Raw genomic sequence first — 21,953 nt, forward strand, 5'->3', positions numbered from 1 at the left:
CCTGGAAAAAAACCGAAAAACCCGGGAAAACCCGCAGCCCGCTTATCGCGGCGCAGCATCGGGGGTCGTGCCGGGGGGTCACTAGATTGTGCAATTTTATCAATTGCGTTGTGCGATCAAGGAACATTATGCTCGGGAGTCCCAACCTCGGCTTACTACGTCCCCCACCATGTCCCAGCAAGATTCCCGCCTTGGCGGCCATATCCTGGTAGACCAACTGGTCGCCCAGGGCGTCAAACACGTTTTCTGCGTTCCCGGCGAGAGCTACCTGGCGGTGCTGGACGGCCTGCACGATGCCGACATCAAGGTCACGGTGTGCCGCCAGGAAGGCGGCGCGGCCATGATGGCCGACGCGCACGGCAAGCTCACCGGCGAACCCGGCATCTGCATGGTCACCCGCGGCCCGGGCGCGTCCAACGCGCTGGCCGGCGTGCACATCGCCAAGCAGGACTCCACCCCCATGATCCTGTTCGTCGGCCAGATCGAACGCGGCATGCGCGAACGCGAAGCTTTCCAGGAAATGGACTACCGCGCCGTCTTCGGCACGCAGGCCAAGTGGGTCACTGAAATCGACCAGGTCGAACGCATTCCCGAACTGATCTCGCGCGCCTTCCACGTGGCCACCTCGGGCCGCCCCGGCCCCGTCGTGATCGCGCTGCCCGAAGACATGCTGGTCGAAGCGGCCAAGGTGGCCGACGCGCCGCGCTACGAAGTCATCGACGCCGCCCCCACGGCCGGCCAGCTGGCCGACCTGCAACAACTGCTGGCCCAGGCCCGCAACCCGGTCGCCATTCTGGGCGGCACACGCTGGGATGCGCGCGCGGTGCAGCAGTTTGCCGATTTCGCGCAGCGCCATGCGCTGCCCACGGCGGTGTCGTTCCGACGCCAGATGCTGTTCCCGGCCGACCACCCCTGCTTCATCGGCGACGTCGGCCTGGGCATCAACCCTGCCCTGCTCAAGCGCGTGGCCGACGTCGACCTGGTGCTGCTGGTGGGTGGGCGCATGTCCGAAAACCCCAGCCAGGCCTACACACTGTTCGACATCCCCGTGCCCAAGCAGAAGCTCGTGCACGTGCATCCGGATGCCGGCGAACTGGCGCGTGTCTATCGCCCCACGCTGGCCATCAACACGTCCCCCGCGGCCTTCGCCGACGCGCTGGCCGGCCTGAAGGCCCCCGCCCAGCCCGCCTGGGCCGAAGGCACGCAAGCCATGCGCGAGTCGTACCTGAAATGGAGCGACCCGGCCGCCGTCACCACGCCGGGCGTTTTGCAGATGGGCCAGGTCATGGCCTACCTGGAAAAGACGCTGCCGGCCGACGCCATCATGACCAACGGCGCGGGCAACTACGCCACCTGGCTGCATCGCTTTCACCGCTTCACGCGCTACGGCACGCAGTTGGCCCCCACGTCGGGCTCGATGGGCTACGGCCTGCCCGCGGCCGTGGGCGCCAAGCGCGTCTGGCCCGACAAGACCGTGGTGTGCTTTGCCGGCGACGGCTGCTTTTTGATGCACGGCCAGGAATTCGCCACGGCGGTGCAGTACGACCTGCCCATCATCGTGGTGCTGGTCGACAACGGCATGTACGGCACCATCCGCATGCACCAGGAAAAGCACTACCCCGGCCGCATTTCCGCGACCGAGCTGAAGAACCCGGATTTCGCCGACTACGCCCGCGCCTTTGGCGGCCACGGCGAACGCGTCGAGACCAACGAGCAGTTCGGCCCGGCGTTCGAACGCGCCCTGGCCAGCGGCAAGCCGGCGATCCTGCACTGCTTCATCGACCCGCAGGCCATCACGCCATCCACCACGCTGGACAAGATCCGCGACGCCGCGCTCAAGGCCCAGCACTGATCCCCGACCGGCAGCCAGGCCACGAGCGGCGCGCAAGCGCGCGTCGCGCAAACCCCGGCTTGCCGCCCGAATTATTTTAGGTTTAAACTTTCCAGATTCCGAAAACGGAAATCCATAGCGGAGACCCAGCATGTCCTCGAATCCTTCCTTCCATTGGCAAGACCCCCTGTTGCTGGACCAGCAGCTCACCGAAGAAGAACGCATGGTGCGCGATGCCGCCCAGGCCTATTCGCAGGACAAGCTGGCCCCGCGCGTGCTGAACGCCTTCCGCAACGAAAAGACCGACCCGGAAATCTTCTCCGAAATGGGTGAGCTGGGCCTGCTGGGCGCCACCATCCCCGCCGAATACGGCGGCGCCGGCCTGAACTACGTCAGCTACGGCCTGATCGCCCGCGAAGTCGAACGCATCGACTCGGGCTACCGCTCGATGATGAGCGTGCAGTCGTCGCTGGTGATGGTGCCCATCAACGAATTCGGCAGCGAAGCGCAAAAGCAGAAATACCTGCCCAAGCTGGCGCGCGGCGAGTGGATCGGCTGCTTCGGCCTGACCGAACCCAACCACGGTTCCGACCCCGGCGGCATGGAAACGCGCGCGGTCAAGACCGCCGACGGCTACAAGCTGTCCGGCAACAAGATGTGGATCACCAACTCGCCCATCGCCGACGTGTTCGTGGTGTGGGCCAAGTGCGTGGGCGGTGAGTTCGACGGCAAGATCCGCGGCTTCATCCTGGACAAGGGCACCAAGGGCCTGTCGGCCCCCGCCATTCACGGCAAGGTCGGCCTGCGCGCCTCGATCACCGGCGAAATCGTCATGGACGAAGTGGAAGTGTCCGCCGACCAGATGATGCCCGGCGTGTCCGGCCTGAAGGGTCCGTTCACCTGCCTGAATTCCGCCCGCTACGGCATCGCCTGGGGCGCTGTCGGCGCCGCCGAAGCCTGCTGGCACACCGCCCGCCAGTACACGCTGGACCGCAAGCAGTTCGGCCGCCCCCTGGCCGCCAACCAGCTGATCCAGAAGAAGCTGGCCGACATGCAGACCGAAATCACGCTGGCGCTGCAAGGCTGCCTGCGCCTGGGCCGCATGAAGGACGAAGGCACCGCCGCCGTCGAGATCACCTCGATCATGAAGCGCAATTCCTGCGGCAAGGCGCTGGACATCGCCCGCCTGGCCCGCGACATGCTGGGCGGCAACGGCATCTCCGACGAATTCGGCGTGGCCCGCCACCTGGTGAACCTGGAAGTGGTCAACACCTACGAAGGCACGCACGACGTACACGCCCTGATCCTGGGCCGTGCGCAGACCGGCATCCAAGCGTTCTATTGATCGCCTGCGTAACGCCAGGCAGGCAACGGGGCCCTCGATAGCCGCCCCGCTTGCCTGCACCGACAAGCCGCCCCGGGGGTCAGTTCACCCCGAGGCGGCTTTTTTCATGCGCCGCGACACGCCTTCAGGGTAATCAAGAACTAGCCGCCCAACGGGCCTTGCCGTACGCTTTGCGGCATTGGCCTGGCGCCGGCCCGCTGCATCGCCTGCCCGACCCCGGATTTTCCGTCACGACCAGGAGTCGCGCATGCTTCGCAGTCCCTCTATCCGCCTGTTGGCGGGCGTTGTCATTGCCTTCGCGGGCCACGGCGCCTTTGCCGCCACCACCCTCACCATGACCACCGAATACCCGGCCACGTCGATGCCGGGACAAGGCGTGTCCACCTTCGCCGACCTGGTGCGCAGCAAGAGCGGCGGCCAGGTGCTCATCGACGCGAGCTTCGATGCCGCGCGCGGCATCAAGTCGGGCGACATGATCGATGCCGTGCAGGCCCGCAAGGTCGATGCCGGCGACGCCTTTGCCGGGGCCCTGGCGGCGAAGTACCCGCTGTTCGGCGTGTCGTCGCTGCCCTTCCTGGCCGACTCGCTGAGCAAGGCGCGCGCTTTGAACAAGTCCGCCCGCCCTGCTTATGAAAAGCTGCTGGCCGCACACGGCCAGAAGCTGCTCTACACCACGCCCTGGCCGGCCTCGGGCATCTGGTCCAAAGACAAAGTGGACAGCGTGGCGGCGCTGAAGGCGCTGAGCATCCGTACGTACGACACCACGTCGCAGGACGTGATGCAGAAGGCCGGCGCCCGCGCGCAGAACATTTCGTTCGCCGACGCCATGCCGCGCATCGCCTCGGGCGAAGTCAACGCGGTGCTGTCGTCGGGCGACGGCGGCGCAGGCCGCAAGCTGTGGGAACACCTGCCGCGCTTTGCCGAGATCAACTACGCCATGCCGGTGTCGGTGGCGACGATGAACCTGCAGGCCTACCAGGCGCTGGATGCGAAGTCGCGCCGCGCCATCGACCAGGCCGCCGCCCAGACCGAGGCCGAGCAATGGAAGCGCATCGAAGGTAGGCTGCAGCAGAACTACGCGAACATGCGCAAGAACGGCGTGACGATCGACACGGCGGTGCCGATGCCGGTGCGCAAGGCGCTGAAGGACGCGGCGGCGGATTCGGTGAAGCAGTGGGAGACGGCGGCAGGGCCGGACGGGGTGGATGTCTTGAAGGCGATGCGGCGGCCATAGGCGACAAGGCGCTACGCGTATTCCCAGCTGAAACTGGCGTCGACATCGGCATTCACCGCATCCACCGTCCACCATAACCCGGGGGGGACCTGCATGGTGAACCCACATCGCATGCCTGCGTAGCCCCCGGGGAGGGTTTCATAGTGATAGGTCACCGCATCCACGCCGTTGGCAGCTTTGTTGAAGTAGCCGGCAACAAGGATGGTTCCAGCAGCGGTCCCGATGAAGCGCGATCCCACCATGATGGGACGACCCGTCGTGTTCTGATACCAAGTACGCAATACCGTGGTGCGCTGTCGCAGCGTTTGCCCGGTGCCGAATACCTGGCTCTTCAATTGTTGAAGCGCGGACTGCGCCTGGGCAAGGTCGGAGGCCAGTTGTGCCACATCCAACGCGCCCACGTTACTCACGACGCCGAACAGCTTGACCACCCAGCAACCGGTGGCGTTCAACGGACGGGTCTCAGTCGCCGTACGCGCACCCAGCGAATTGTCGAATCTCAACGTATCCCCATAGAACTCAAGGGAGTATGGCGGCGAGGATCGAAACACCCTGTCCCCTTGGGCACTTTTCGAGAACGGGCCGGTACCTGGGCCGGAAATCACGCCGTAGGTAAAGGCTTGTTCCCCCGTGACCTGTTGCATCGCATCACGCTGAATCACCCCGGACGTACCCGCCGACAACGCCCCATCGCCTCGCAACACGACCGCCCCCAGCGCCGCAGCCGACTTACCATTCAGGTCCGGCAGGCGCAGCGTGGTCGTGCCGTCTCCCGTGGTGTAGCTGCCCCGAACCGAGGCATCGCTTTGCCAAGTCGCCTCCGGCACCACCGGAAATTTACCCGCCTGTACGCTCGCCCACATATCCGGATACGTCGCCCGGTTGATCACCTGCCCGTCCAGCGGCGCCCAACCGGCAGGAATCGCCGTACGGCTCGGCCACCACGTCACGAAACCCAGCGGAATGCTGTCGATCGGCGGCAGTTGCGTGGCGGGCACGCGGCCATCGGCGGCCAACGTCGCCACGCCGCCGGGCTGCCCTTTTTCAGCGAGCGGCACGGCATCCTGCATCGCCGGCAATTGCGCGGCAGGCACACGGCCTTCGGCATCCAGCGTCGGCACGCCGCCGGGGCGGCCCTTGTCGGCGGCGGGTATCAACGCGGGCAGTTGGCCCGCCACGATCCTGCCGTCTGCCGCCAAGGTGGCAACGCCGTTCGGCTGCGCCTTTTCGGCGGCGGGAATCAGGTCGGGCAATTGCACCGGCGCGATCTTGCCATCCGCGGCCAGGGTGGCGACGCCGCCGGGCTGGCCCTTTTGCGCAAGCGGCACGGCCGGTTCCATAACCGGCAGGAAATCCACCGGCACGCGGCTGCCTTCGTCCAGCGGCGCGACGCCGCCGGGCGCCGCTTTCTGTGCGAGCGGAATGGCTGGTTCCGGCAGATGCGCGGCAGGCACCTTGCCGGCGGCGTCGAGCGGCGTCACGCCGCCCGCGGCGCCTTTTTCCGCGGCGGGAATGGCGGCGTCCGCCTTGCGCTGCGCGGCGACCGCCGCGACTTCCACGGCGTCGACGCCGCTGCGAGTCTTGGTGAAGTTCTCGTTGACGACGACCATGGCGTCACGCAGCGTATCGCCGGTCTGGTCGTTCGGCGCCTGGCCGACCTTGATGGGTTTGAGGATTTGCATGAGGGAGTCCTTGGATGGAATCAATCTGAAAGGGAAACCGGGCGCAGCGCGTCGCGCAGGCCGTGGTGGCCTGTCTGCATTACCGGTATTCCCGCCAGGTGGAGAGATTCGCGGCCGACGTCGAGGCTCGGTAGGTGGACCCGGGTGGCACCACGGCAGTGGCGACGCAGGTCGAGGACGTGATGGGATAGGAGCCCACGCCCACGGGCTTTTCGTCAATTGCCAGGAAAAGATACCCATTGGGGGCAGTGGAAATGGCATACACGTACACGACGATGGGACGGCCCGTGCCATTCGTGTAGATCACATCCAACTTGCGAGAGGCCGTCACGTCCTGCAAGGTCTGGTTCACCCCGAACGCCTGCCCGCGCAACGTCTGAAAGGCGGCGTTCAGCGCGGCATAGTCGCTGGCCAGTTGAGCGACATCGATAGCGCCCGAATGGGTCACCGCTGCGAAGGCATGTATCGTCCATACCCCCGTGGCGTTCGCCATCCGCGTTTCGTCGCCGGTGTTGGCAATCCACCGATTGCCGGACGTGGTTTGCCGAGTCGTCGTGAATGTGTAGCCAGCGAAATTCCCCGAAGGCATCACGGCGTTCAACGACCCATCGGCCAGAACGTTGGTCGCCTGGTTGAATCCGCTGACCACGCGGTAGTCCATCGGACCCAGTTGATCTGCCTGCAGCCTGCCCGGCGTGCCTGCGGATCTCGCGCCGTCGCCCCGCAACACCATCGCCGCCAGCGAACCGCTGGCGACACCATTCAAGTCCGGCACACGGATGGTGGTGGCACCGTCGCCGAGCGTGTAACTGCCGCGCTTGAGCGGGTCGGCCAGCCAGTCCGATTCCGGCACGACGGGCAACTTGCCCGCCGTCACCATGGCGGCCAAATCGGGAAACGTGGCACGCGAAATGGTTTGGCCGTCCGCCGGAATCTGCCCGGCCGGGATGGACGCGCGTAAGGGCCACCACGCGATGGTGGCCACCGGCGGCCCCATGGGAATCGGCGGCATCTGCTCAGCCGGCACCTTGCCATCCCCTCCCAACGTGGCCACGCCACCCGGCAGGCCTTTTTCCGCCAGCGGCACGGCGTCCTGCACCGCCGGCAGTTGCACGGCGGGCACGCGGCCGTCGGCGCCCAGCATCGCCACGCCGTTGGCGCGGCCTTTCTCGGCCACCGGGATCAGCGCGGGCAACTGCGACGGGTCGATCTTGCCGTCGACGGCGAGCGTCGCAACGCCATAGGGCTGCGCCTTTTCTGCGGCCGGAATCAGGTCGGGCAATTGCAGCGGCGTGATCTTGCCGTCGACCGCCAGCGTGGCAACGCCGCCGGGCTGGCCCTTCTGCGCCAACGGCACGGCCGGTTCCGTGATCGGCAGGAAATCGACCGGCACCCGGCTGCCTTCATCCAGCGGCGCGACACCGCCAGGGGCCGCTTTCTGTGCGAGCGGAATGGCGGGTTCCGGCAGATGCGCGGCCGGCACCTTGCCTGCCGCATCCAATGGCGTCACGCCGCCGGCCGCGCCCTTTTCCGCGGCGGGAATGGCGGCGTCCGCCTTGCGCTGCGCGGCGGCCGCCGCGACTTCCACGGCATCGACGCCGCTGCGGGTCTTGGTGAAGTTCTCGTTGACGACGACCATCGCATCGCGCAAGGTATCGCCGGTCTGGTCGTTCGGCGCCTGGCCGACCTTGATGGGTTTGAGGATTTGCATGAAGGGCCCTTGAAGACAGAACGCGGCAGCGCCGCCGAAAAAAAAGCCCACCGGCACAATGCGGGTGGGCGAGATATGGCTGGGGCGATGCCTGATTCATTGGCCCCATGCAAAAAGCCCGCTCAGTGTCCTGGGCGGGCTTTCGGGATCAATGGACGCAATTCGCCCACGACGCAGTCATGTTAGGGGGCTATCGGCCCGGCCGGCAAGCGAACTGCGACATGGAGCCGGTGGCCGGCGGACGCGGCGCGAACCGAAGGGCGCCTGCGACGGGATCAGTCTCCGGACAGGTCGAACAGGCTGGTGGCGTCCAGTTCCAGCACGCCTTCGTCGTGCTGGTTCAGCACCGTCCAGGCCCAGGTGATGATGCCCAGGTCGGGGCGCGACGACGACGTGCGCACGCCCTGTACACGGGCTTCCAGCCGCAGCTGGTCGCCGGGACGCACCGGCGTGCGCCAGCGCACTTCGCCCAGGCCGGGCGAGCCGAAGGATTCGGAATCGTGCAGCGCCGAGTCCACTGCCATGCGCATGGCCAGCGCGCAGGTGTGCCAGCCGCTGGCGATGAGGCCGCCCCAGCGGCCTTCGGCGGCGCGCTGGACGTCGGTGTGGAACCATTGGGGATCGTACTTGCGGGCGAACTCGAGAATCTCGGCTTCGGTGATGGTGACAGGACCGGCCTTGATCAGCATGCCGTCCTTGAAATCGGCGAACTTCATGGGTGGACTTCCCCTCGTGATGCAAGCGGCGCGCCAAGGCTGGTCGGGCTTGCCACGCCAGGTTTGCCCAGTCTTGCCGCGCCGGTTCCGAGTCGATGGTGCTCGACGTCAGTAGGTTTCGAAGTGCAGCCGCCCCTCGCGGCGCAACACGTCATGCAGGATAGTCCAATCCTGCCCCGATTGCATCGTCACCTCGCGCAGCGCGTCCAGCACGCCGACCTCCATGCCCTTCAATCCGCACACGTAGATGCAGGTATTGCGGTCGGCCAGCAGGCCAAGCACGTCGGCGGCCCGCTCGCGGATCAGGTCCTGCACGTAGCGCTTGGGCTGGCTCGCCTCGCGGGACAGCGCCAGGTTGATGTCGATGAAGTCGCGCGGCAGTTTCATCAGCGGGCCGAAGTACGGCAGCTCGCGCTCGGTGCGCGCGCCGAAGAACAGCATCAGCCGGCCGTTCTCGCCGGTGTCGATGCGGCGGCGATAGCGTTCGGTCATGGCGCGCATGGGCGCCGACCCCGTGCCCGTGCAGATCATGATGAGGTTGGCCCGCGGATGATTGGGCATCAGGAAGGTCTGGCCGAAGGGGCCGATGACCTGCACCGTATCGTGCTTGGCCAGGTCGCACAGGTAGTTCGAACACACCCCGTGGGCGGCGTTGCCCTGATGGTCTTCGGTGACGCGCTTCACGGTCAGCGACAGGTTGTTGTAGCCGGCGCGTTCGCCGTCGCGCGGGCTGGCAAGCGAATATTGGCGCGCGTGGTGCGGCCGGCCCTGCGCATCGACGCCCGGCGGCAGGATGCCGATGGACTGGCCTTCCAGCACCGGGAACGGCAGCTCGCCGAAGTCCAGCACGAGGTGGTGGATGTCGCTGTCGGTGTCCGCGCCGGTGACGCGATAGTTGCCCACCACGGTCGCAGTGACGGGCGTCTTGTGGGTGTAGAGGTTGACGTACGGATGCGCCGCCGACCAGGGCGGCACGCTGGCGCCGGCCGCGGTGTAGGCCACGTTCGCGGGCGGTTCCGGTGCGGTGGCATCGGCCGGCGGCAAGACTGCCGCGGCCGCCTCGGGCAGCGCTTCTTCGCGCGGCAACTCATCCCAGCCCAACTGGTCCGCCAGCGTGTAGGCCTGGGCGCGCACGACCAGGCGCCAGTTGTCGATGGACCCCGTCGGGCACGGCGGCACACAGGCCATGCAACCGTTGCAGATGTCGGGGTCGACCACGTAGTTGTTGCTGTCGTGCGTGATCGCGTCGACCGGACAGGTTTCTTCGCAGGTATTGCAACGGATGCAGATCTCGGGATCGATGAGATGCTGCTTCAGGACATCTACGGGCAGGGCTGCGTTCATCGCGGTCATCCCAATACGCACCGCGGCGGCGCCGGGCGCCGCCGCCGCGCCTCAGTTGAAACGGACGTACTCGAAATTCACCGGCTGGCGGTTCACGCCCATGACCGGCGGCGCGATCCAGTTGGCGAACTTGCCCGGCTCGGTGACGCGGCCCATCAGCGAGGCCACGAATTCGCGGTCTTCGGGCGTGGGCAGCCACTGGTGCCGGTGGGCCTGCCACTGTGCTTCGGACAGCACCTCGCCTTCGGGCGACATGCGGATGCCGGCCAGCGTGCCGATCTGGCGGTTGAAGGCCTTGTGCGGCACTTGCAGGCGAAACGCAATGCCGCTCTTTTCGATGACCTTGTTCCAGCGGCCGATGCCGGCGATGGAGTCACGGATGAAGTCGTCGCGCAACACTTCATTCAGGGCATTGAGCATCGGCACCTCGGCTTCGCCAAGCTTGCCGTTGTTGACCGTCAGCACGCGGTAGGTGTCGTTCTTGAGCTGGTGGTCGTCGGTGCGCTTGCTTTCTTCGTAGCGGCCTTTCAGGCCCGAACCGTAGAAGATGGCGGCGTTGGACGACTGGTCGGCGCCGAAGAGGTCGATGGTGACGCTGTAGTGGAAATTCAGGTAGCGCTGGATGGTGGGCAGGTCGATCACGCCGGCCGCGCGTACGCTGGCCGGGTCGTCGGTCTTCAACTGGTTCATCACTTCGCAGGTGCGCTGGATGACGCGCGAAATGCCGGATTCGCCCACGAACATGTGGTGGGCTTCTTCGGTGAGCATGAACTTGGTAGTGCGGGCCAGCGGGTCGAAGCTGGATTCAGCCAGCGCGCACAGCTGGAACTTGCCGTCGCGGTCGGTGAAGTAGGTGAACATGTAGAACGCCAGCCAGTCGGGCGTCTTTTCATTGAAGGCGCCCAGGATGCGCGGGTTGTCCGAATCCCCCGACGTGCGCTGCAGCAGTGCGTCGGCCTCTTCGCGGCCATCGCGGCCGAAATAGCGGTGCAGCAGGTACACCATGGCCCACAGGTGGCGGCCTTCTTCGACGTTGATCTGGAACAGGTTGCGCAGGTCGTATTGCGACGGCGCGGTCAGGCCCAGGTGGCGCTGCTGTTCGATCGACGCGGGCTCGGTGTCGCCCTGCGTGACGATGATGCGGCGCAGGTTGGCGCGGTGTTCGCCGGGCACGTCCTGCCAGACATCGCGGCCGATGTTTTCGCCGAAGTGGATCTTGCGCTGGCCGTCCTGCGGCGCCAGGAAGATGCCCCAGCGGTAGTCCGGCATGCGCACGTGGTTGAAATGCGCCCAGCCGTCCGGCTCGACGCTGACCGCGGTGCGCAGGTACACGTCAAAGCCGTGCGAGCCGTCCGGCCCCATGTCCTGCCACCATTGCAGGTAGTTGGGCTGCCAGTGTTCCAGCGCGCGTTGCAGTGTGCGGTCGCCGGACAGGTTGACGTTATTGGGGATCTTGTCGGTGTAGTTGATGCCTGACATTGTCTCGCTCCTGGTTCTTTTTGATCGTGGGGCCGCTCAGACGCGGTTCCAGTCGAATGTCGCCTGCTCGCCTTTGCCGTACAGCTTGAGCGCACCCTTCTCGCCCGCGGCGTTGGGGCGGTTGAAAATCCAGTTCTGCCAGGCGGTCAGCCGGCCGAAGATGCGCGTTTCCATGGTTTCGCGGCCGCCGAAGCGCAGGTTGGCTTCCAGGCCGGTGAGCGCATCAGGCGACAGCGCGCGGCGCTCTTCCAGCACCATGCGGACTTCGTCGTCCCAGTCGATGCTGTCGGGGGCAAAGGTCACCAGGCCCAGCGCCAGGGCGTCCTTGGCCGCCAGCGGCTGGCCGGCACGGGCGCGCACCGCGTCCAGCGGCGGCGCTTCTTCGTAGAAGCGCCGTTGCAGGCGGCTCTGGCCATTGACCATCGGATAGGCGCCGAAGTTGGCCTCGCCCACGATCAGGCTGGCGGCGGCCTCGCCCGCGTCGCTGTCCAGCATGTAGCTGCGGTCGGCGGCCAGGGCCAGTTCAAGCAGCGTGCCGGCAAAGCACGAACCGGGTTCGATCAGCGCGAACAGGCTGCGCGAGGTCACGTCCAGCCGCGCCAGCGTGCGGCGCAGCAGGCCGGCGGTTTCGCGCACGAACCAGTGGCCGGCATGGCGTTGCAGCGCGGCGTCGGCGGCCAGCACGGCCTGGGCGTCGCCCTCGGTCTTGAGGATCCAGGTGCCGATGTCCAGCTCGTTGGTGCGCAGGGACAGGATGGCGTCGTCCAGTTCGCGCGCCATCTGCAAGGGCCACCAGGCGGCGCCCGCGGCCAGGATGTCCGGCAGTTCGGATTCGACCGGCGCCAGCGGCGCGCGCACGGTCCAGGTGGCCTGGCGGCGGGCCCGGTCGAGCTGGACGTCGACATAGCGGTACGACAAGGCATCGGCGCTTTCTTCGCGCATCAACGGCGTCAGCGCCACGCCGGTCTCGCCCTGCGGGCGGCCGCTGCCCTCGGCCAGCGCCAGCGCGCGGGCGCGCACCGCGGCCTCGAACTGGGCCGGCTTGACCACATCGTCGACCAGCCGCCAGTCCTTGGCGCGCTGGCCGCGCACGCCTTCGACCAGGGTGCAGAAGATATCGGCGTGATCGTGGCGCACCCGGCGCTTGTCGGTCACGCGGGTCAGGCCGCCAGTGCCAGGCAGCACGCCCAGCAGCGGCACTTCGGGCAAGGCGACCGACGACGAGCGGTCGTCGATCAGCAGGATCTCGTCGCAGGCCAGCGCCAGCTCGTAGCCACCGCCCGCGCAGGCGCCGTTGAGCGCAGCGATGAACTTCAGACCGCCGTGGCGGCTGGAGTCTTCGATGCCGTTACGGGTTTCGTTGGTGAACTTGCAGAAGTTCACCTTCCAGGCGTGTGACGACAGGCCCAGCATGAAGATGTTGGCGCCCGAACAGAAGATGCGGTCTTTCATGCTGGTGACGACCACGCTGCGCACTTCCGGGTGCTCGAAGCGGATGCGTTGCAGGGCGTCGTGCAGTTCGATGTCCACGCCCAGGTCGTACGAATTGAGCTTGAGCTTGTAGCCGGGGCGCAGGCCGCCGTCTTCGGCGACATCCATCGCCAAGGTGGCCACTGGGCCGTCGAACGTCAGGCGCCAATGGCGGTACTGGGCGGGGTCGGTCCGAAAATCGACCTTGGTGGCTGCGCTGCTCATCGCTTGTCTCCTCGTGCACCCTGGCGTACAGGAAAAATACTGCATCACATGAATTATTATGCATATTAGTGCAGGTGAAAATCAGCGTCAAGCAAAAGATGCACAAAAGTGCAGTTTCTTGGAGGCGCGCGGCCGCCGCAATGAACAGGGCCGCCCCAAAGGGCGGCCCTGGCGCAAACCCACCGATGAACCGACCGCTACAACGGCAGGCCGCAGGCCTTGCGCACCTGGGTCCGCAGGCCGGCGAAGCTTTCCTGCACCTCCAGGTGGCTGGTGACCCAGGTCAGGTCGGCCTTGGCGTAGAAGGCCTCGCGGCCGGCCAGGATGCGCTTGAGATCGGCCATGGCCTCGTTGTTGCCCGACATGGGGCGAAAGTCGCCCTGTGCCATGACCCGGCCCATGTGTTCTTCCGGGGTGGCGCGCAGCCACACCGTATAGCAATGGGCCAGCAGCAGGTTGAGCGTCGCCGGTTCGGACACCAGGCCGCCGGGGGTGGCCAGCACCATTTCGGGGTAGATCTGCACCGCCTCTTCGAGGGCGCGGCGCTCGTAGCGGCGGTAGGCGTTGGGACCGTACAGATTGTGGATTTCCAGGATGCTGCAGCCGGCCACGCGCTCGATTTCGCGGTTCAGCTCGACGAAGGGGTAACCCAGGTCGTCGGCCAGCATCTGGCCCAGCGTCGACTTGCCGGCGCCGCGCAGGCCGATCAGCGCCACGCGCTGGGTGCGGTTGGGCCGCTGCGCCCCGGCGCCCACGCCGAACAGCTGCGTCAGGGCTTCCCGCGCCCGTTGCAGGTCCGATTCGGTGCGGCCGCTGAGCAGTTCACGGATCAGCAGCCAGTCGGGCGATTCGGTGGTGACGTCGCCGACCAGTTCGGCCAGCGCGCAATTGAAGGCCTTGGCAATTTGCAGCAATACCAGGATCGAGGCATTGCCGACCCCGTGTTCGAGGTTGGCCAGGTGGCGCTCGGACACGCCCGTCACCTGCGACAGGCCCTTGCGCGTCATGCCGCGGATGGCCCGCAGGCGGCGTACCCGCTCGCCCAGGGCCACCAGGAAGGCTTCGCGTTGGGGTTCTTCGGATGGCGCCGCGTCTAGCGCTTGGTTCATGGTGTAGCTGACTCCGCAAATACCCTGATAACACTCGATTTATGCACTATAGTGCTTGACCCAGATCAATGGAAGCACTATTTTTCCTCCAACAGCTTCAACAGCGTGTCAGGTGCGACAAAACAGCACTGGATTGCATCCCGCTGAAGCGCCGACAGTGTAAAGGAGGAGATACGGTGAGTACGCCTGAACGATTCCACGCCCTGATGCGCCAGGTCACCGACCTGATGGCCGGGCAGGCGCTGGACGGCGCCCTGCAAGACCGCCTGAACCGCGATGCCGGCCCCGGCAGCGCCCTGTACACCGACATCTTCAGTGCCTGTAGACAAGGCGTGGCCGACGGCTGGATGTGCAACCGCGAAGGCGGCGGCATCCGCTACGGCCGCGTCATCAAGCCGGCCGACGACCTGGCCGGCTGTTCCGTCGACGTGGTCGACATGGACGACCTGGCGGGTCCGCACCACGCCCACCCCAACGGCGAAATCGACATGATCATGCCGCTGACCGCCCAGGCCCGCTTCGACGGCCACGGCGCCGGCTGGCTGGTCTACGGCCCCGGCAGCGCGCATGCGCCGACAGTCACGCAAGGCCGCGCGCTGGTGCTGTATCTGCTGCCCGGCGGTGCCATCGATTTCGCGCGCCCCTGAACCCCCACCCCGTCATGCGGCCTTGAGCGCCAGCATGGCCCGCAATGCCGACAAGGGCCGACCACAGGCCCGGGCCCAACGCCCGCCAGAACACCAGGAGACCACCGTGAATGCCTGTCCCGCCGAATTGAATTTCGCCAGTCACCTGGCGGCCCTGAACGCGCCGCGCGCCGCCAAGACGGCCTACATCGACGACACCCGCCAACTGACCTACGGCGAGCTGGCCGAGCGCGTGGCGCGCATGGCGGGCGCGCTGCGACAGCTGGGCCTGCGGCGCGAAGAGCGCGTGCTGCTGCTGATGCAGGACACGGTGGATTGGCCGGTGGCGTTCCTGGGCGCGCTGCACGCGGGCGTGGTGCCGGTGGCCGTGAACACGCTGCTGACGGCCGACGACTATGCCTACATCCTGAGCCACAGCCGGGTGCGGGCCGCCTTCGTGTCCGGCGCGCTGCTGCCGACGTTGCAGGCCGCGCTGGCGCAGGCGCCCGGCGAGGTCGAACACCTGGTGGTCTCGCAGCCGACCGCGCCGCTGCCGGCCGGCGCGCATGATCTGGACGCGTTGCTGGCCGCGGCGCCGCTGGCGCCGGCCGTGCGCACGCTGTCCGACGAAATCGCGTTCTGGCTGTATTCGTCGGGGTCGACCGGCAAGCCCAAGGGCGTGGTGCATACCCACGGCAACCTGTGGCACACGGCCGAGCTGTATGCCAAGCCGGTGCTGGGCATCCGCGAGAACGACGTGGCGTTTTCCGCCGCCAAGCTGTTCTTTGCCTATGGCCTGGGCAACGGCCTGACCTTTCCGCTGTCGGTGGGCGCCACGGTGGTCCTGATGGCCGAACGGCCCACACCGCAGGCGGTATTCCAGCGCCTGACGCAGCATCGCCCGACCGTGTTCTACGGCGTGCCCACGCTGTATGCCAGCATGCTGGCGGCCCCTGACCTGCCGCCGCGCGAACGCGTCGCGATGCGCGTCTGCACCTCGGCCGGCGAGGCGCTGCCGCGCGATATCGGCGAGCGCTTCACGCGCCATTTCGGCTGCGAGATCCTGGACGGCATCGGCTCGACGGAAATGCTGCACATCTTCATCTCGAACCAGGCCGGCCAGCTGCGCTACGGCACCACCGGCAAGCCGGTACCCGGCTACGAAGTGCAGCTACGCGACGACAATGGCGCCCCGGTGGCCGCCGGCGCCATCGGCGACCTCTACATCAAGGGCCCCAGCGCCGCGCTGATGTACTGGAACAACCGCGACAAGACGCGCCAGTGCTTCCTGGGCGACTGGCTGAAAAGCGGCGACAAATACGTGTGTGATGCCGACGGCTACTACACCTATGCCGGCCGCAGCGACGACATGATCAAGGTCAGCGGCCAGTATGTGTCGCCGGTCGAAGTCGAGAACATCCTGGTGCAGCACGAGGCCGTACTCGAAGCCGCCGTGATCGGCGTGCCCGACCACGACGGGCTGGTCAAGACCAAGGCCTACGTGGTGCTGCGCCCCGGCTTCGCGCCCGATGCGCAGACCGGCGCCGACCTGCAGCGCTATGTGAAGCAGCACCTGGCGCCCTTCAAGTACCCGCGCCAGATCGACTTCACCGAGGAACTGCCCAAGACCGCCACCGGCAAGATCCAGCGCTTCCGCCTGCGCCAGCTGGAACAGGTCACGCCATGACGGCCGCCCCCGCTCTCCAGGCCGACGAGGACGCCGGCTGGGTCGACCTGCACGTGCCGGGCCGCCCCCAGCGCCTGGAATACCGCTGGCTTTCGCCCCAGCGGCGCGATGCCCCGCTGCTGGTGTTCCTGCATGAAGGGTTGGGCTCGGTGTCGATGTGGAAAGACTGGCCGCAACAGGTGTGCGAGGCCGTCGGCTGCCGCGGGCTGGTGTATTCGCGCCATGGCTATGGCCGGTCCACGCCCCTGGCCGCGGGCGAAAAACGCGCCGCCGATTTCATGCATCGCGAAGCCGAAGAGGTGCTGCCCGCGTTGTTGGCCGCGCTGGGCGTGGATGCCGGGCGCGATCGCCCCGTGCTGTTCGGCCACAGCGACGGCGGCTCGATCGCCCTGCTCTATGCGGCCCGCCATCCGGCCGCCGTAGCCGGCGTGGTGGCGGCCGCGCCGCACATCTTCGTCGAAACGCGCACCGTGGACCATATCCGCCTGGCGCGGCAGGCCTATCAGGAAGGCAGCCTGCGCGAGCGCCTGGCGCGCCACCACGATGACGTGGATTCCGCCTTTCGGGGCTGGAACGACATCTGGCTGGACCCGGGCTTTGCCCAATGGGACCTGCGGACCCGCCTGCCCGCCATCACCTGCCCCGTCCTGGCGATGCAGGGCATCGACGACGAATACGGCACGCTGGCGCAGATCCGCGGCATCCGCGATGCCGCGCCGCAGACGCAACTGCTGGAGATTCCCGACTGCCGCCATTCGCCGCACAAGGACCAGCCCGCCACCGTCATCCAGGCCATCGCCGGCTTCATCGGCGCGCTGGACCCACCCGGCCGCCGCTAAGGCAGCCCATAACAACGTACGGAGACCCACCATGACCCATGCCCTGTCCCGGGCCGCGCTAGGCGCCGCCCTGATGCTTGCCGCCAGCGGCGCCCTGGCCGCCGACAAGCTCAAAGTCGGTTTCATGCTGCCTTACAGCGGCACCTTCGCCGCGCTCGGCAACGCCATCGAGAACGGCTTCAAGCTGTATGTGGCCGAACAGGGCGGCAAGCTGGGCGGGCGCGAGATCGAATACTTCAAGGTGGACGACGAATCCAACCCGTCCAAGGCGGCCGAAAACGCCAATCGCCTGATCAAGCGCGACCAGGTGGACGTGCTGATCGGCACCGTGCACTCCGGCGTGGCGATGGCCCTGGCCAAGGCCGCCAAGGATTCGGACACCACGCTGATCGTGACCAATGCCGGCGCCAACGCCATCACCGGCCCGCTGTGCGGCCCGGGCATCTTCCGCACGTCTTTCACCAACTGGCAGCCGGCCTACGCCATGGGGCCGGTGGCCAAGGCGCGCGGCCACAAGACGGCGGTCACCATCACCTGGAAATACGCGGCCGGCGACGAGGCCATCGGCGGCTTCAAGGAAGGCTTCGAGCAGGCCGGCGGCAAGGTGGTCAAGGAACTGAGCCTGCCCTTCCCCAACGTCGAATTCCAATCGCTCCTGACCGAGATCGCCGCGCTCAAACCCGACATGGTGTTCACCTTCTTTGCCGGCGGCGGCGCGGTGAAGTTCGTGCAGGACTACCACGCGGCGGGCCTGGACAAGACCATTCCGCTGTACGGCTCGGGCTTTCTCACCGACGGCACGCTGCCCGCGCAGGGTGCATCGGCGCAGGGTCTGCTGACCACGCTGCACTATGCCGACGGACTGAACACGCCGCGCGACAACGCCTTTCGCGCCGACTACGCCAAGGCCTACAACGCACAGCCCGACGTCTATGCGGTGCAGGGCTATGACGCGGCGCAGCTGATGCAATCGGGCCTGACCGCGGTGCAGGGCGACTTCGCCAAGAAGGCGGACTTCCGCCAGGCCATGCGCGGCGCCACGGTGGACAGCCCGCGCGGCCCGTTCACGCTGTCGGCCGCCGGCAACCCGGTGCAGGACATCTACCTGCGCCGCGTCGACGGGCTGGAAAACAAGGTGGTGGACGTGGCCGTGCGCAAGCTGGCCGACCCCGCCCGCGGCTGCAAGCTCTAGGACAGACCCATGGACGCCGGCATCCTGCTCATCCAGAGCCTGAACGCCTTCCAGTACGGCCTGCTGCTGTTCCTGGTGGCCAGCGGGCTGACGCTGATCTTCGGCATCATGGGCATCATCAACCTGGCCCATGGCAGCTTCTACATGATCGGCGCCTACATGGCGTTCGCGCTGGGGCCGGCGGTGGACCGCTGGCTGGGCGGCGGCTTCCTCACCACGCTGGCGGTCTGCGTGCTGGCGGCCGCCGCGCTGGGTTACCTGCTCGAAGCCGCGTTCTTCAGCTACCTGTACCGGCGCAACCACCTGCAGCAGGTGCTGATGACCTACGGCCTGATCCTGGTGTTCGAGGAACTGCGCAGCATCCTGGTGGGCAACGACGTGCACGGCGTGCCGCTGCCCGCCTGGCTGCAAGGCAGCATCGCGCTGGGCGACGTGATGACCTATCCGGTGTATCGGCTGTTCATCTCGGGCGTGGGCATCGGCGTGGCGCTGCTCCTGTACTGGGTCATCGCGCGCACGCGGCTGGGCATGATGCTGCGCGCCGGCGCCAGCAATCGCGAGATGACCGGCTCATTGGGCATCGACATCAACAAGCTCTACCGGCTGGTGTTCGCCGCGGGCGTGGCGCTGGCGGCGCTGGCCGGCAGCATTGCCGCGCCCGTGTCGTCGGTGTACCCCGGCATGGGCAACGGCGTGCTGATCGTCTGCTTCGTGGTGGTGGTGATCGGCGGCATCGGTTCGATCCGCGGCGCGTTCGTGGCGGCGATGCTGGTGGGCGTGGTCGAGACCTTCGGCCAGGTGCTGTTCCCGGCCGCCGCGGGCGTGCTGGTGTACGTGCTGATGGCCGCCATTCTTCTGTGCAAGCCCGAAGGGCTGTTCAAACAGGGCTGACCATGACGCTGAATCGACTCCTTCCTTGCCTGACCCTGCTGGCGCTGGCGGCCTTCGCCTGGAGCGGCAGTGACTACTACACCGGGCTGGCCGTGAAGATCATGATCTACGCGGTGTTCGCGCTGAGCCTGCAACTGCTGGTGGGCGGCGCGGGGCTGGTCAGCCTGGGGCACGCCGCCTTCTTCGGCATCGGCGCCTATGCCGCCGCGTTGCTGTCGCCGGCATCGGAAGCGGGCAGCCTGTGGTGGCTGCTGCCTGCGGCGCTGCTGGCCGCGGCCGTCTACGCCCTCATCACCGGCGCGCTGGCGCTGCGCACTCGCGGCGTGTACTTCATCATGGTGACGCTGGCCTTTGCGCAGATGGCCTATTACGTGTTCCACGACACCAAGGCGGGCGGCGGCAGCGACGGCATCTACCTGTACTTCCGGCCGCAAGCCGACATCGGCGGCTGGCGCCCGTTCGACCTGGACCAGGGCGCCACGTATTACTTCTTCGTGCTGGCCTGCCTGGCGCTGACCTGGGGCTTTCTGGCGCTGCTGCGGCGTTCTCCCTTCGGCGCGGCGCTGGCCGGCATCCGCATCAACGAACAGCGCATGCGCGCGGCCGGGTATTCGACCTATCCGTACAAGCTGGCCGCGTATGTCATCGGCGCCGCGCTGGCGGGGCTGGCCGGCTTCCTGTTTGCCTTGAAGGACGGCTTCGTCACGCCCGAGCTGCTGGCCTGGGAACAATCGGGCCTGGTGCTGCTGATGGTGATCCTGGGCGGCATGGGCAGCCAGGGCGGCGCGGTGCTCGGCACGGCGGCGCTGGTGCTGCTGCAGGAGCTGTTCCAGTCGCAGGCGCTGTTTGGCGACTATGCGCGCCACTGGCACCTGCCGCTGGGCCTGGCCATCATCGCGCTGGTCGCCCTGCTGCCCGATGGCCTGGCGGGCCTGCCCGCGCAGTGGCGCCGCCGCCGCGCGCGCCGCGAAGCGCCCGCCGCCTCCCCCCCGGCGCCGCTGCGCCTGCCCCTACCCGGAGAGCCCCATGCCTGATCCCCTGCTGGCCGCCTGCGGCATCACGCGCCGCTTCGGCGGCCTGACCGCCGTCAATGGCGTGTCGCTGGCGCTGCAACGCGGCGAAGTCCACGCCGTCATCGGCACCAACGGCGCGGGCAAGTCGACGCTGATCAACCTGCTGTCCGGGGAACTGGCGCCCACCAGCGGCGAGGTCTCGCTGGGCGGCCGCGACATCACCGCCTGGAGCCAGCCCGAACGGGCCCAGGCGGGACTGGGCCGCAGCTACCAGCGGTCCACGCTGTTTCCTGAACTGAGTGTGTTCGAGAATTGCCGCCTGGCCGCGCAGGCGCGGCGCCAGCGCTTCTGGCATTGGTGGCGGCCGGCATCGGCCTGCCGGACCAGCGCGGCGCTGGCCGAACAGGCGCTGGCCCGCACCGGGCTGGCGGACGACGCCGGGCAGCCGGCCGGCCTGCTGCCGCATGGCCGCAAGCGCCAGCTGGAAATCGCCATGTGCCTGGCGGGCGAACCGCAGGTGCTGCTGCTGGACGAACCCCTGGCCGGCATGGGGCCGGAAGAAACCGACCGCATCCTGGCCCTGCTGCAAACGCTGAAGGACGGCCACGCGATCCTGCTGGTGGAACACGACATGGACGCCGTCTTTCGCATCGCCGACACCATCACCGTCATGGTCAACGGCAGCAGCATCGCCAGCGGCAGCCCCGCAGCGATCCGCGCCAACGCCGAGGTGCGCACCGCCTACCTGGGCGAAGACCTGGCGGCGGACACCGCTTTCGGAGACCCCGCATGCCCGCATTGATCGAGGCCGGCGGCCTGCACGTGTATTACGGCGCCAGCCATGTGCTGCGCGGCGTCGACCTGCGCATCGCGGCGGGCGAATCCGTGGGCCTGGTGGGCCGCAACGGCATGGGCAAGACCACGCTGATCCGCAGCCTGGTGGGCCAGGTGCCCAGCGCGCGCGGCAACGTCACCGTGCGCGGACGGGACTGCACCCGGGCCCGCCCCCATGCCATCGCACGGCTGGGCATCGCCTACGTGCCCGAAGGCCGCGGCATCTTTCCCAACCTGAGCGTGCGCGAAAACCTGCTGGTGGCCGCGCGCGCCGGCGTCCAGGGCCGCCAGGACTGGCACTACGACCGCGTGCTGGAAACCTTTCCCCGGCTGGCCGAACGCCTGGGCCACGGCGGCCAGCAATTGTCCGGCGGCGAACAGCAGATGCTGGCCATCGGCCGCGCGCTGATGACCAACCCCGACCTGCTGATCCTGGACGAAGCCACCGAAGGCCTGGCGCCGCTGATCGTGGCCGAGATCTGGCGCATCATCCGGCGCATCCGCGAAACGGGCATGTCCACTCTGATCGTGGACCGCAATTACCGCGCGGTGCTGGCCCATACCGACCGCTGCCTGGTGATGGAGAAAGGCCTGATCGCGCAGGATGGCGACAGCGCCGCGCTGGCGGCCAGGCCGGAACAGTTGACGCGCTATCTGGGCGTCTAGAACCCACCATGAAAAAGCCCCGCCGCGCCGATGGCCGGCGCGGCGGGGCTTGCCAGCAT

The 21,953-nt window shown here is 67.4% G+C and carries 18 protein-coding genes; 11 read left to right on the plus strand and 7 right to left on the minus strand.

The window, feature by feature from the left end; translation table 11 throughout:
- Positions 1 to 169: 169 nt before the first annotated feature.
- From HV798_RS16755 to HV798_RS16765, 3 genes are all read left to right on the plus strand, one after another.
- Positions 170 to 1,852, plus strand: a complete 1,683-nt coding sequence (locus tag HV798_RS16755) for a thiamine pyrophosphate-binding protein (protein ID WP_175195481.1) — start codon at positions 170 to 172, stop codon at positions 1,850 to 1,852.
- Positions 1,853 to 1,982: 130 nt separating this feature from the next.
- Positions 1,983 to 3,176, plus strand: coding sequence for an acyl-CoA dehydrogenase (locus HV798_RS16760; RefSeq protein WP_175195480.1), 1,194 nt, complete (start codon positions 1,983 to 1,985; stop codon positions 3,174 to 3,176).
- A gap of 247 nt (positions 3,177 to 3,423) precedes the next feature.
- Positions 3,424 to 4,410, plus strand: coding sequence for a TRAP transporter substrate-binding protein (locus HV798_RS16765; protein ID WP_175195478.1), 987 nt, complete (start codon positions 3,424 to 3,426; stop codon positions 4,408 to 4,410).
- An 11-nt stretch (positions 4,411 to 4,421) separates the two neighbouring features.
- Here HV798_RS16765 and HV798_RS16770 read toward each other — a convergent pair whose 3' ends face one another.
- The 7 genes from HV798_RS16770 to HV798_RS16800 form a co-directional block, all read right to left on the minus strand.
- Positions 4,422 to 6,092 carry a tail fiber protein gene (locus HV798_RS16770; protein ID WP_175216476.1) on the minus strand — a complete coding sequence of 557 codons (1,671 nt, stop codon included), beginning with the start codon at positions 6,090 to 6,092 and terminating at the stop codon, positions 4,422 to 4,424.
- A gap of 79 nt (positions 6,093 to 6,171) precedes the next feature.
- Positions 6,172 to 7,803, minus strand: coding sequence for a phage tail protein (locus HV798_RS16775; RefSeq protein WP_175195474.1), 1,632 nt, complete (start codon positions 7,801 to 7,803; stop codon positions 6,172 to 6,174).
- 275 nt (positions 7,804 to 8,078) lie between these two features.
- On the minus strand, positions 8,079 to 8,519 hold the full coding sequence (locus tag HV798_RS16780; RefSeq protein ID WP_025137421.1) for a MaoC family dehydratase: 441 nt from the start codon (positions 8,517 to 8,519) through the stop codon (positions 8,079 to 8,081).
- A gap of 108 nt (positions 8,520 to 8,627) precedes the next feature.
- The gene (gene boxA / locus HV798_RS16785; RefSeq protein ID WP_025137420.1) at positions 8,628 to 9,863 is read right to left on the minus strand and encodes a benzoyl-CoA 2,3-epoxidase subunit BoxA; all 1,236 of its coding nucleotides are present in this window, start codon (positions 9,861 to 9,863) and stop codon (positions 8,628 to 8,630) included.
- 51 nt (positions 9,864 to 9,914) lie between these two features.
- Positions 9,915 to 11,342: a benzoyl-CoA 2,3-epoxidase subunit BoxB gene (gene boxB, locus HV798_RS16790; protein ID WP_025137419.1), complete on the minus strand. Its 1,428-nt coding sequence runs from the start codon at positions 11,340 to 11,342 to the stop codon at positions 9,915 to 9,917.
- A 36-nt stretch (positions 11,343 to 11,378) separates the two neighbouring features.
- A complete protein-coding gene (gene boxC, locus HV798_RS16795; RefSeq protein WP_175216477.1) occupies positions 11,379 to 13,037 on the minus strand; it encodes a 2,3-epoxybenzoyl-CoA dihydrolase in 1,659 nt (552 codons plus the stop codon).
- 197 nt (positions 13,038 to 13,234) lie between these two features.
- Positions 13,235 to 14,146, minus strand: a complete 912-nt coding sequence (locus HV798_RS16800; RefSeq protein ID WP_025137417.1) for a helix-turn-helix transcriptional regulator — start codon at positions 14,144 to 14,146, stop codon at positions 13,235 to 13,237.
- Between the two features lie 176 nt (positions 14,147 to 14,322).
- Here HV798_RS16800 and HV798_RS16805 point away from each other — a divergent pair, with 176 nt between their 5' ends.
- The 8 genes from HV798_RS16805 (at position 14,323) to HV798_RS16840 (ending at position 21,894) form a co-directional block, all read left to right on the plus strand.
- A complete protein-coding gene (locus HV798_RS16805; protein ID WP_175195471.1) occupies positions 14,323 to 14,793 on the plus strand; it encodes a DUF4863 family protein in 471 nt (156 codons plus the stop codon).
- Positions 14,794 to 14,899: 106 nt separating this feature from the next.
- Entirely contained in the window at positions 14,900 to 16,459 is a 1,560-nt protein-coding gene (locus HV798_RS16810; protein ID WP_175195469.1) for a benzoate-CoA ligase family protein, read from the plus strand.
- Entirely contained in the window at positions 16,456 to 17,298 is an 843-nt protein-coding gene (locus HV798_RS16815) for an alpha/beta fold hydrolase (protein WP_175195467.1), read from the plus strand. Before HV798_RS16810 ends, HV798_RS16815 begins: the two co-directional genes overlap by 4 nt.
- Positions 17,299 to 17,329: 31 nt before the next feature.
- Positions 17,330 to 18,490 (plus strand): ABC transporter substrate-binding protein, encoded by a 1,161-nt coding sequence (locus tag HV798_RS16820; protein ID WP_175195465.1) that lies wholly within the window; start codon positions 17,330 to 17,332, stop codon positions 18,488 to 18,490.
- Positions 18,491 to 18,499: 9 nt separating this feature from the next.
- Positions 18,500 to 19,381 (plus strand): branched-chain amino acid ABC transporter permease, encoded by an 882-nt coding sequence (locus tag HV798_RS16825; RefSeq protein WP_175195463.1) that lies wholly within the window; start codon positions 18,500 to 18,502, stop codon positions 19,379 to 19,381.
- A gap of 2 nt (positions 19,382 to 19,383) precedes the next feature.
- Positions 19,384 to 20,415 carry a branched-chain amino acid ABC transporter permease gene (locus HV798_RS16830; RefSeq protein ID WP_175195461.1) on the plus strand — a complete coding sequence of 344 codons (1,032 nt, stop codon included), beginning with the start codon at positions 19,384 to 19,386 and terminating at the stop codon, positions 20,413 to 20,415.
- Positions 20,408 to 21,196 (plus strand): ABC transporter ATP-binding protein, encoded by a 789-nt coding sequence (locus HV798_RS16835; protein WP_175195459.1) that lies wholly within the window; start codon positions 20,408 to 20,410, stop codon positions 21,194 to 21,196. The genes HV798_RS16830 and HV798_RS16835 overlap by 8 nt, the downstream gene beginning before the upstream one ends.
- Complete coding sequence (locus HV798_RS16840; protein ID WP_175195457.1) at positions 21,184 to 21,894, plus strand: ABC transporter ATP-binding protein; 711 nt, start codon at positions 21,184 to 21,186, stop codon at positions 21,892 to 21,894. Before HV798_RS16835 ends, HV798_RS16840 begins: the two co-directional genes overlap by 13 nt.
- Positions 21,895 to 21,953 lie beyond the last annotated feature (59 nt).

Origin of the sequence: Achromobacter deleyi (assembly GCF_902859705.1) — a bacterium.
GTDB classification, from domain to species: Bacteria; Pseudomonadota; Gammaproteobacteria; order Burkholderiales; family Burkholderiaceae_B; genus Achromobacter; species Achromobacter deleyi.

Coding starts and splice junctions, on each gene's coding strand:
- boxB (WP_025137419.1), bottom strand. CDS start 11,342: ATGTCAGGCATCAACTACACCGACAAGATCCCCAATAACGTCAACCTG.
- HV798_RS16770 (WP_175216476.1), bottom strand. CDS start 6,092: ATGCAAATCCTCAAACCCATCAAGGTCGGCCAGGCGCCGAACGACCAG.
- boxA (WP_025137420.1), bottom strand. CDS start 9,863: ATGAACGCAGCCCTGCCCGTAGATGTCCTGAAGCAGCATCTCATCGAT.
- HV798_RS16760 (WP_175195480.1), top strand. CDS start 1,983: ATGTCCTCGAATCCTTCCTTCCATTGGCAAGACCCCCTGTTGCTGGAC.
- HV798_RS16820 (WP_175195465.1), top strand. CDS start 17,330: ATGACCCATGCCCTGTCCCGGGCCGCGCTAGGCGCCGCCCTGATGCTT.
- HV798_RS16800 (WP_025137417.1), bottom strand. CDS start 14,146: ATGAACCAAGCGCTAGACGCGGCGCCATCCGAAGAACCCCAACGCGAA.
- HV798_RS16815 (WP_175195467.1), top strand. CDS start 16,456: ATGACGGCCGCCCCCGCTCTCCAGGCCGACGAGGACGCCGGCTGGGTC.
- HV798_RS16765 (WP_175195478.1), top strand. CDS start 3,424: ATGCTTCGCAGTCCCTCTATCCGCCTGTTGGCGGGCGTTGTCATTGCC.
- boxC (WP_175216477.1), bottom strand. CDS start 13,037: ATGAGCAGCGCAGCCACCAAGGTCGATTTTCGGACCGACCCCGCCCAG.
- HV798_RS16780 (WP_025137421.1), bottom strand. CDS start 8,519: ATGAAGTTCGCCGATTTCAAGGACGGCATGCTGATCAAGGCCGGTCCT.
- HV798_RS16825 (WP_175195463.1), top strand. CDS start 18,500: ATGGACGCCGGCATCCTGCTCATCCAGAGCCTGAACGCCTTCCAGTAC.
- HV798_RS16830 (WP_175195461.1), top strand. CDS start 19,384: ATGACGCTGAATCGACTCCTTCCTTGCCTGACCCTGCTGGCGCTGGCG.
- HV798_RS16835 (WP_175195459.1), top strand. CDS start 20,408: ATGCCTGATCCCCTGCTGGCCGCCTGCGGCATCACGCGCCGCTTCGGC.
- HV798_RS16840 (WP_175195457.1), top strand. CDS start 21,184: ATGCCCGCATTGATCGAGGCCGGCGGCCTGCACGTGTATTACGGCGCC.
- HV798_RS16755 (WP_175195481.1), top strand. CDS start 170: ATGTCCCAGCAAGATTCCCGCCTTGGCGGCCATATCCTGGTAGACCAA.
- HV798_RS16775 (WP_175195474.1), bottom strand. CDS start 7,803: ATGCAAATCCTCAAACCCATCAAGGTCGGCCAGGCGCCGAACGACCAG.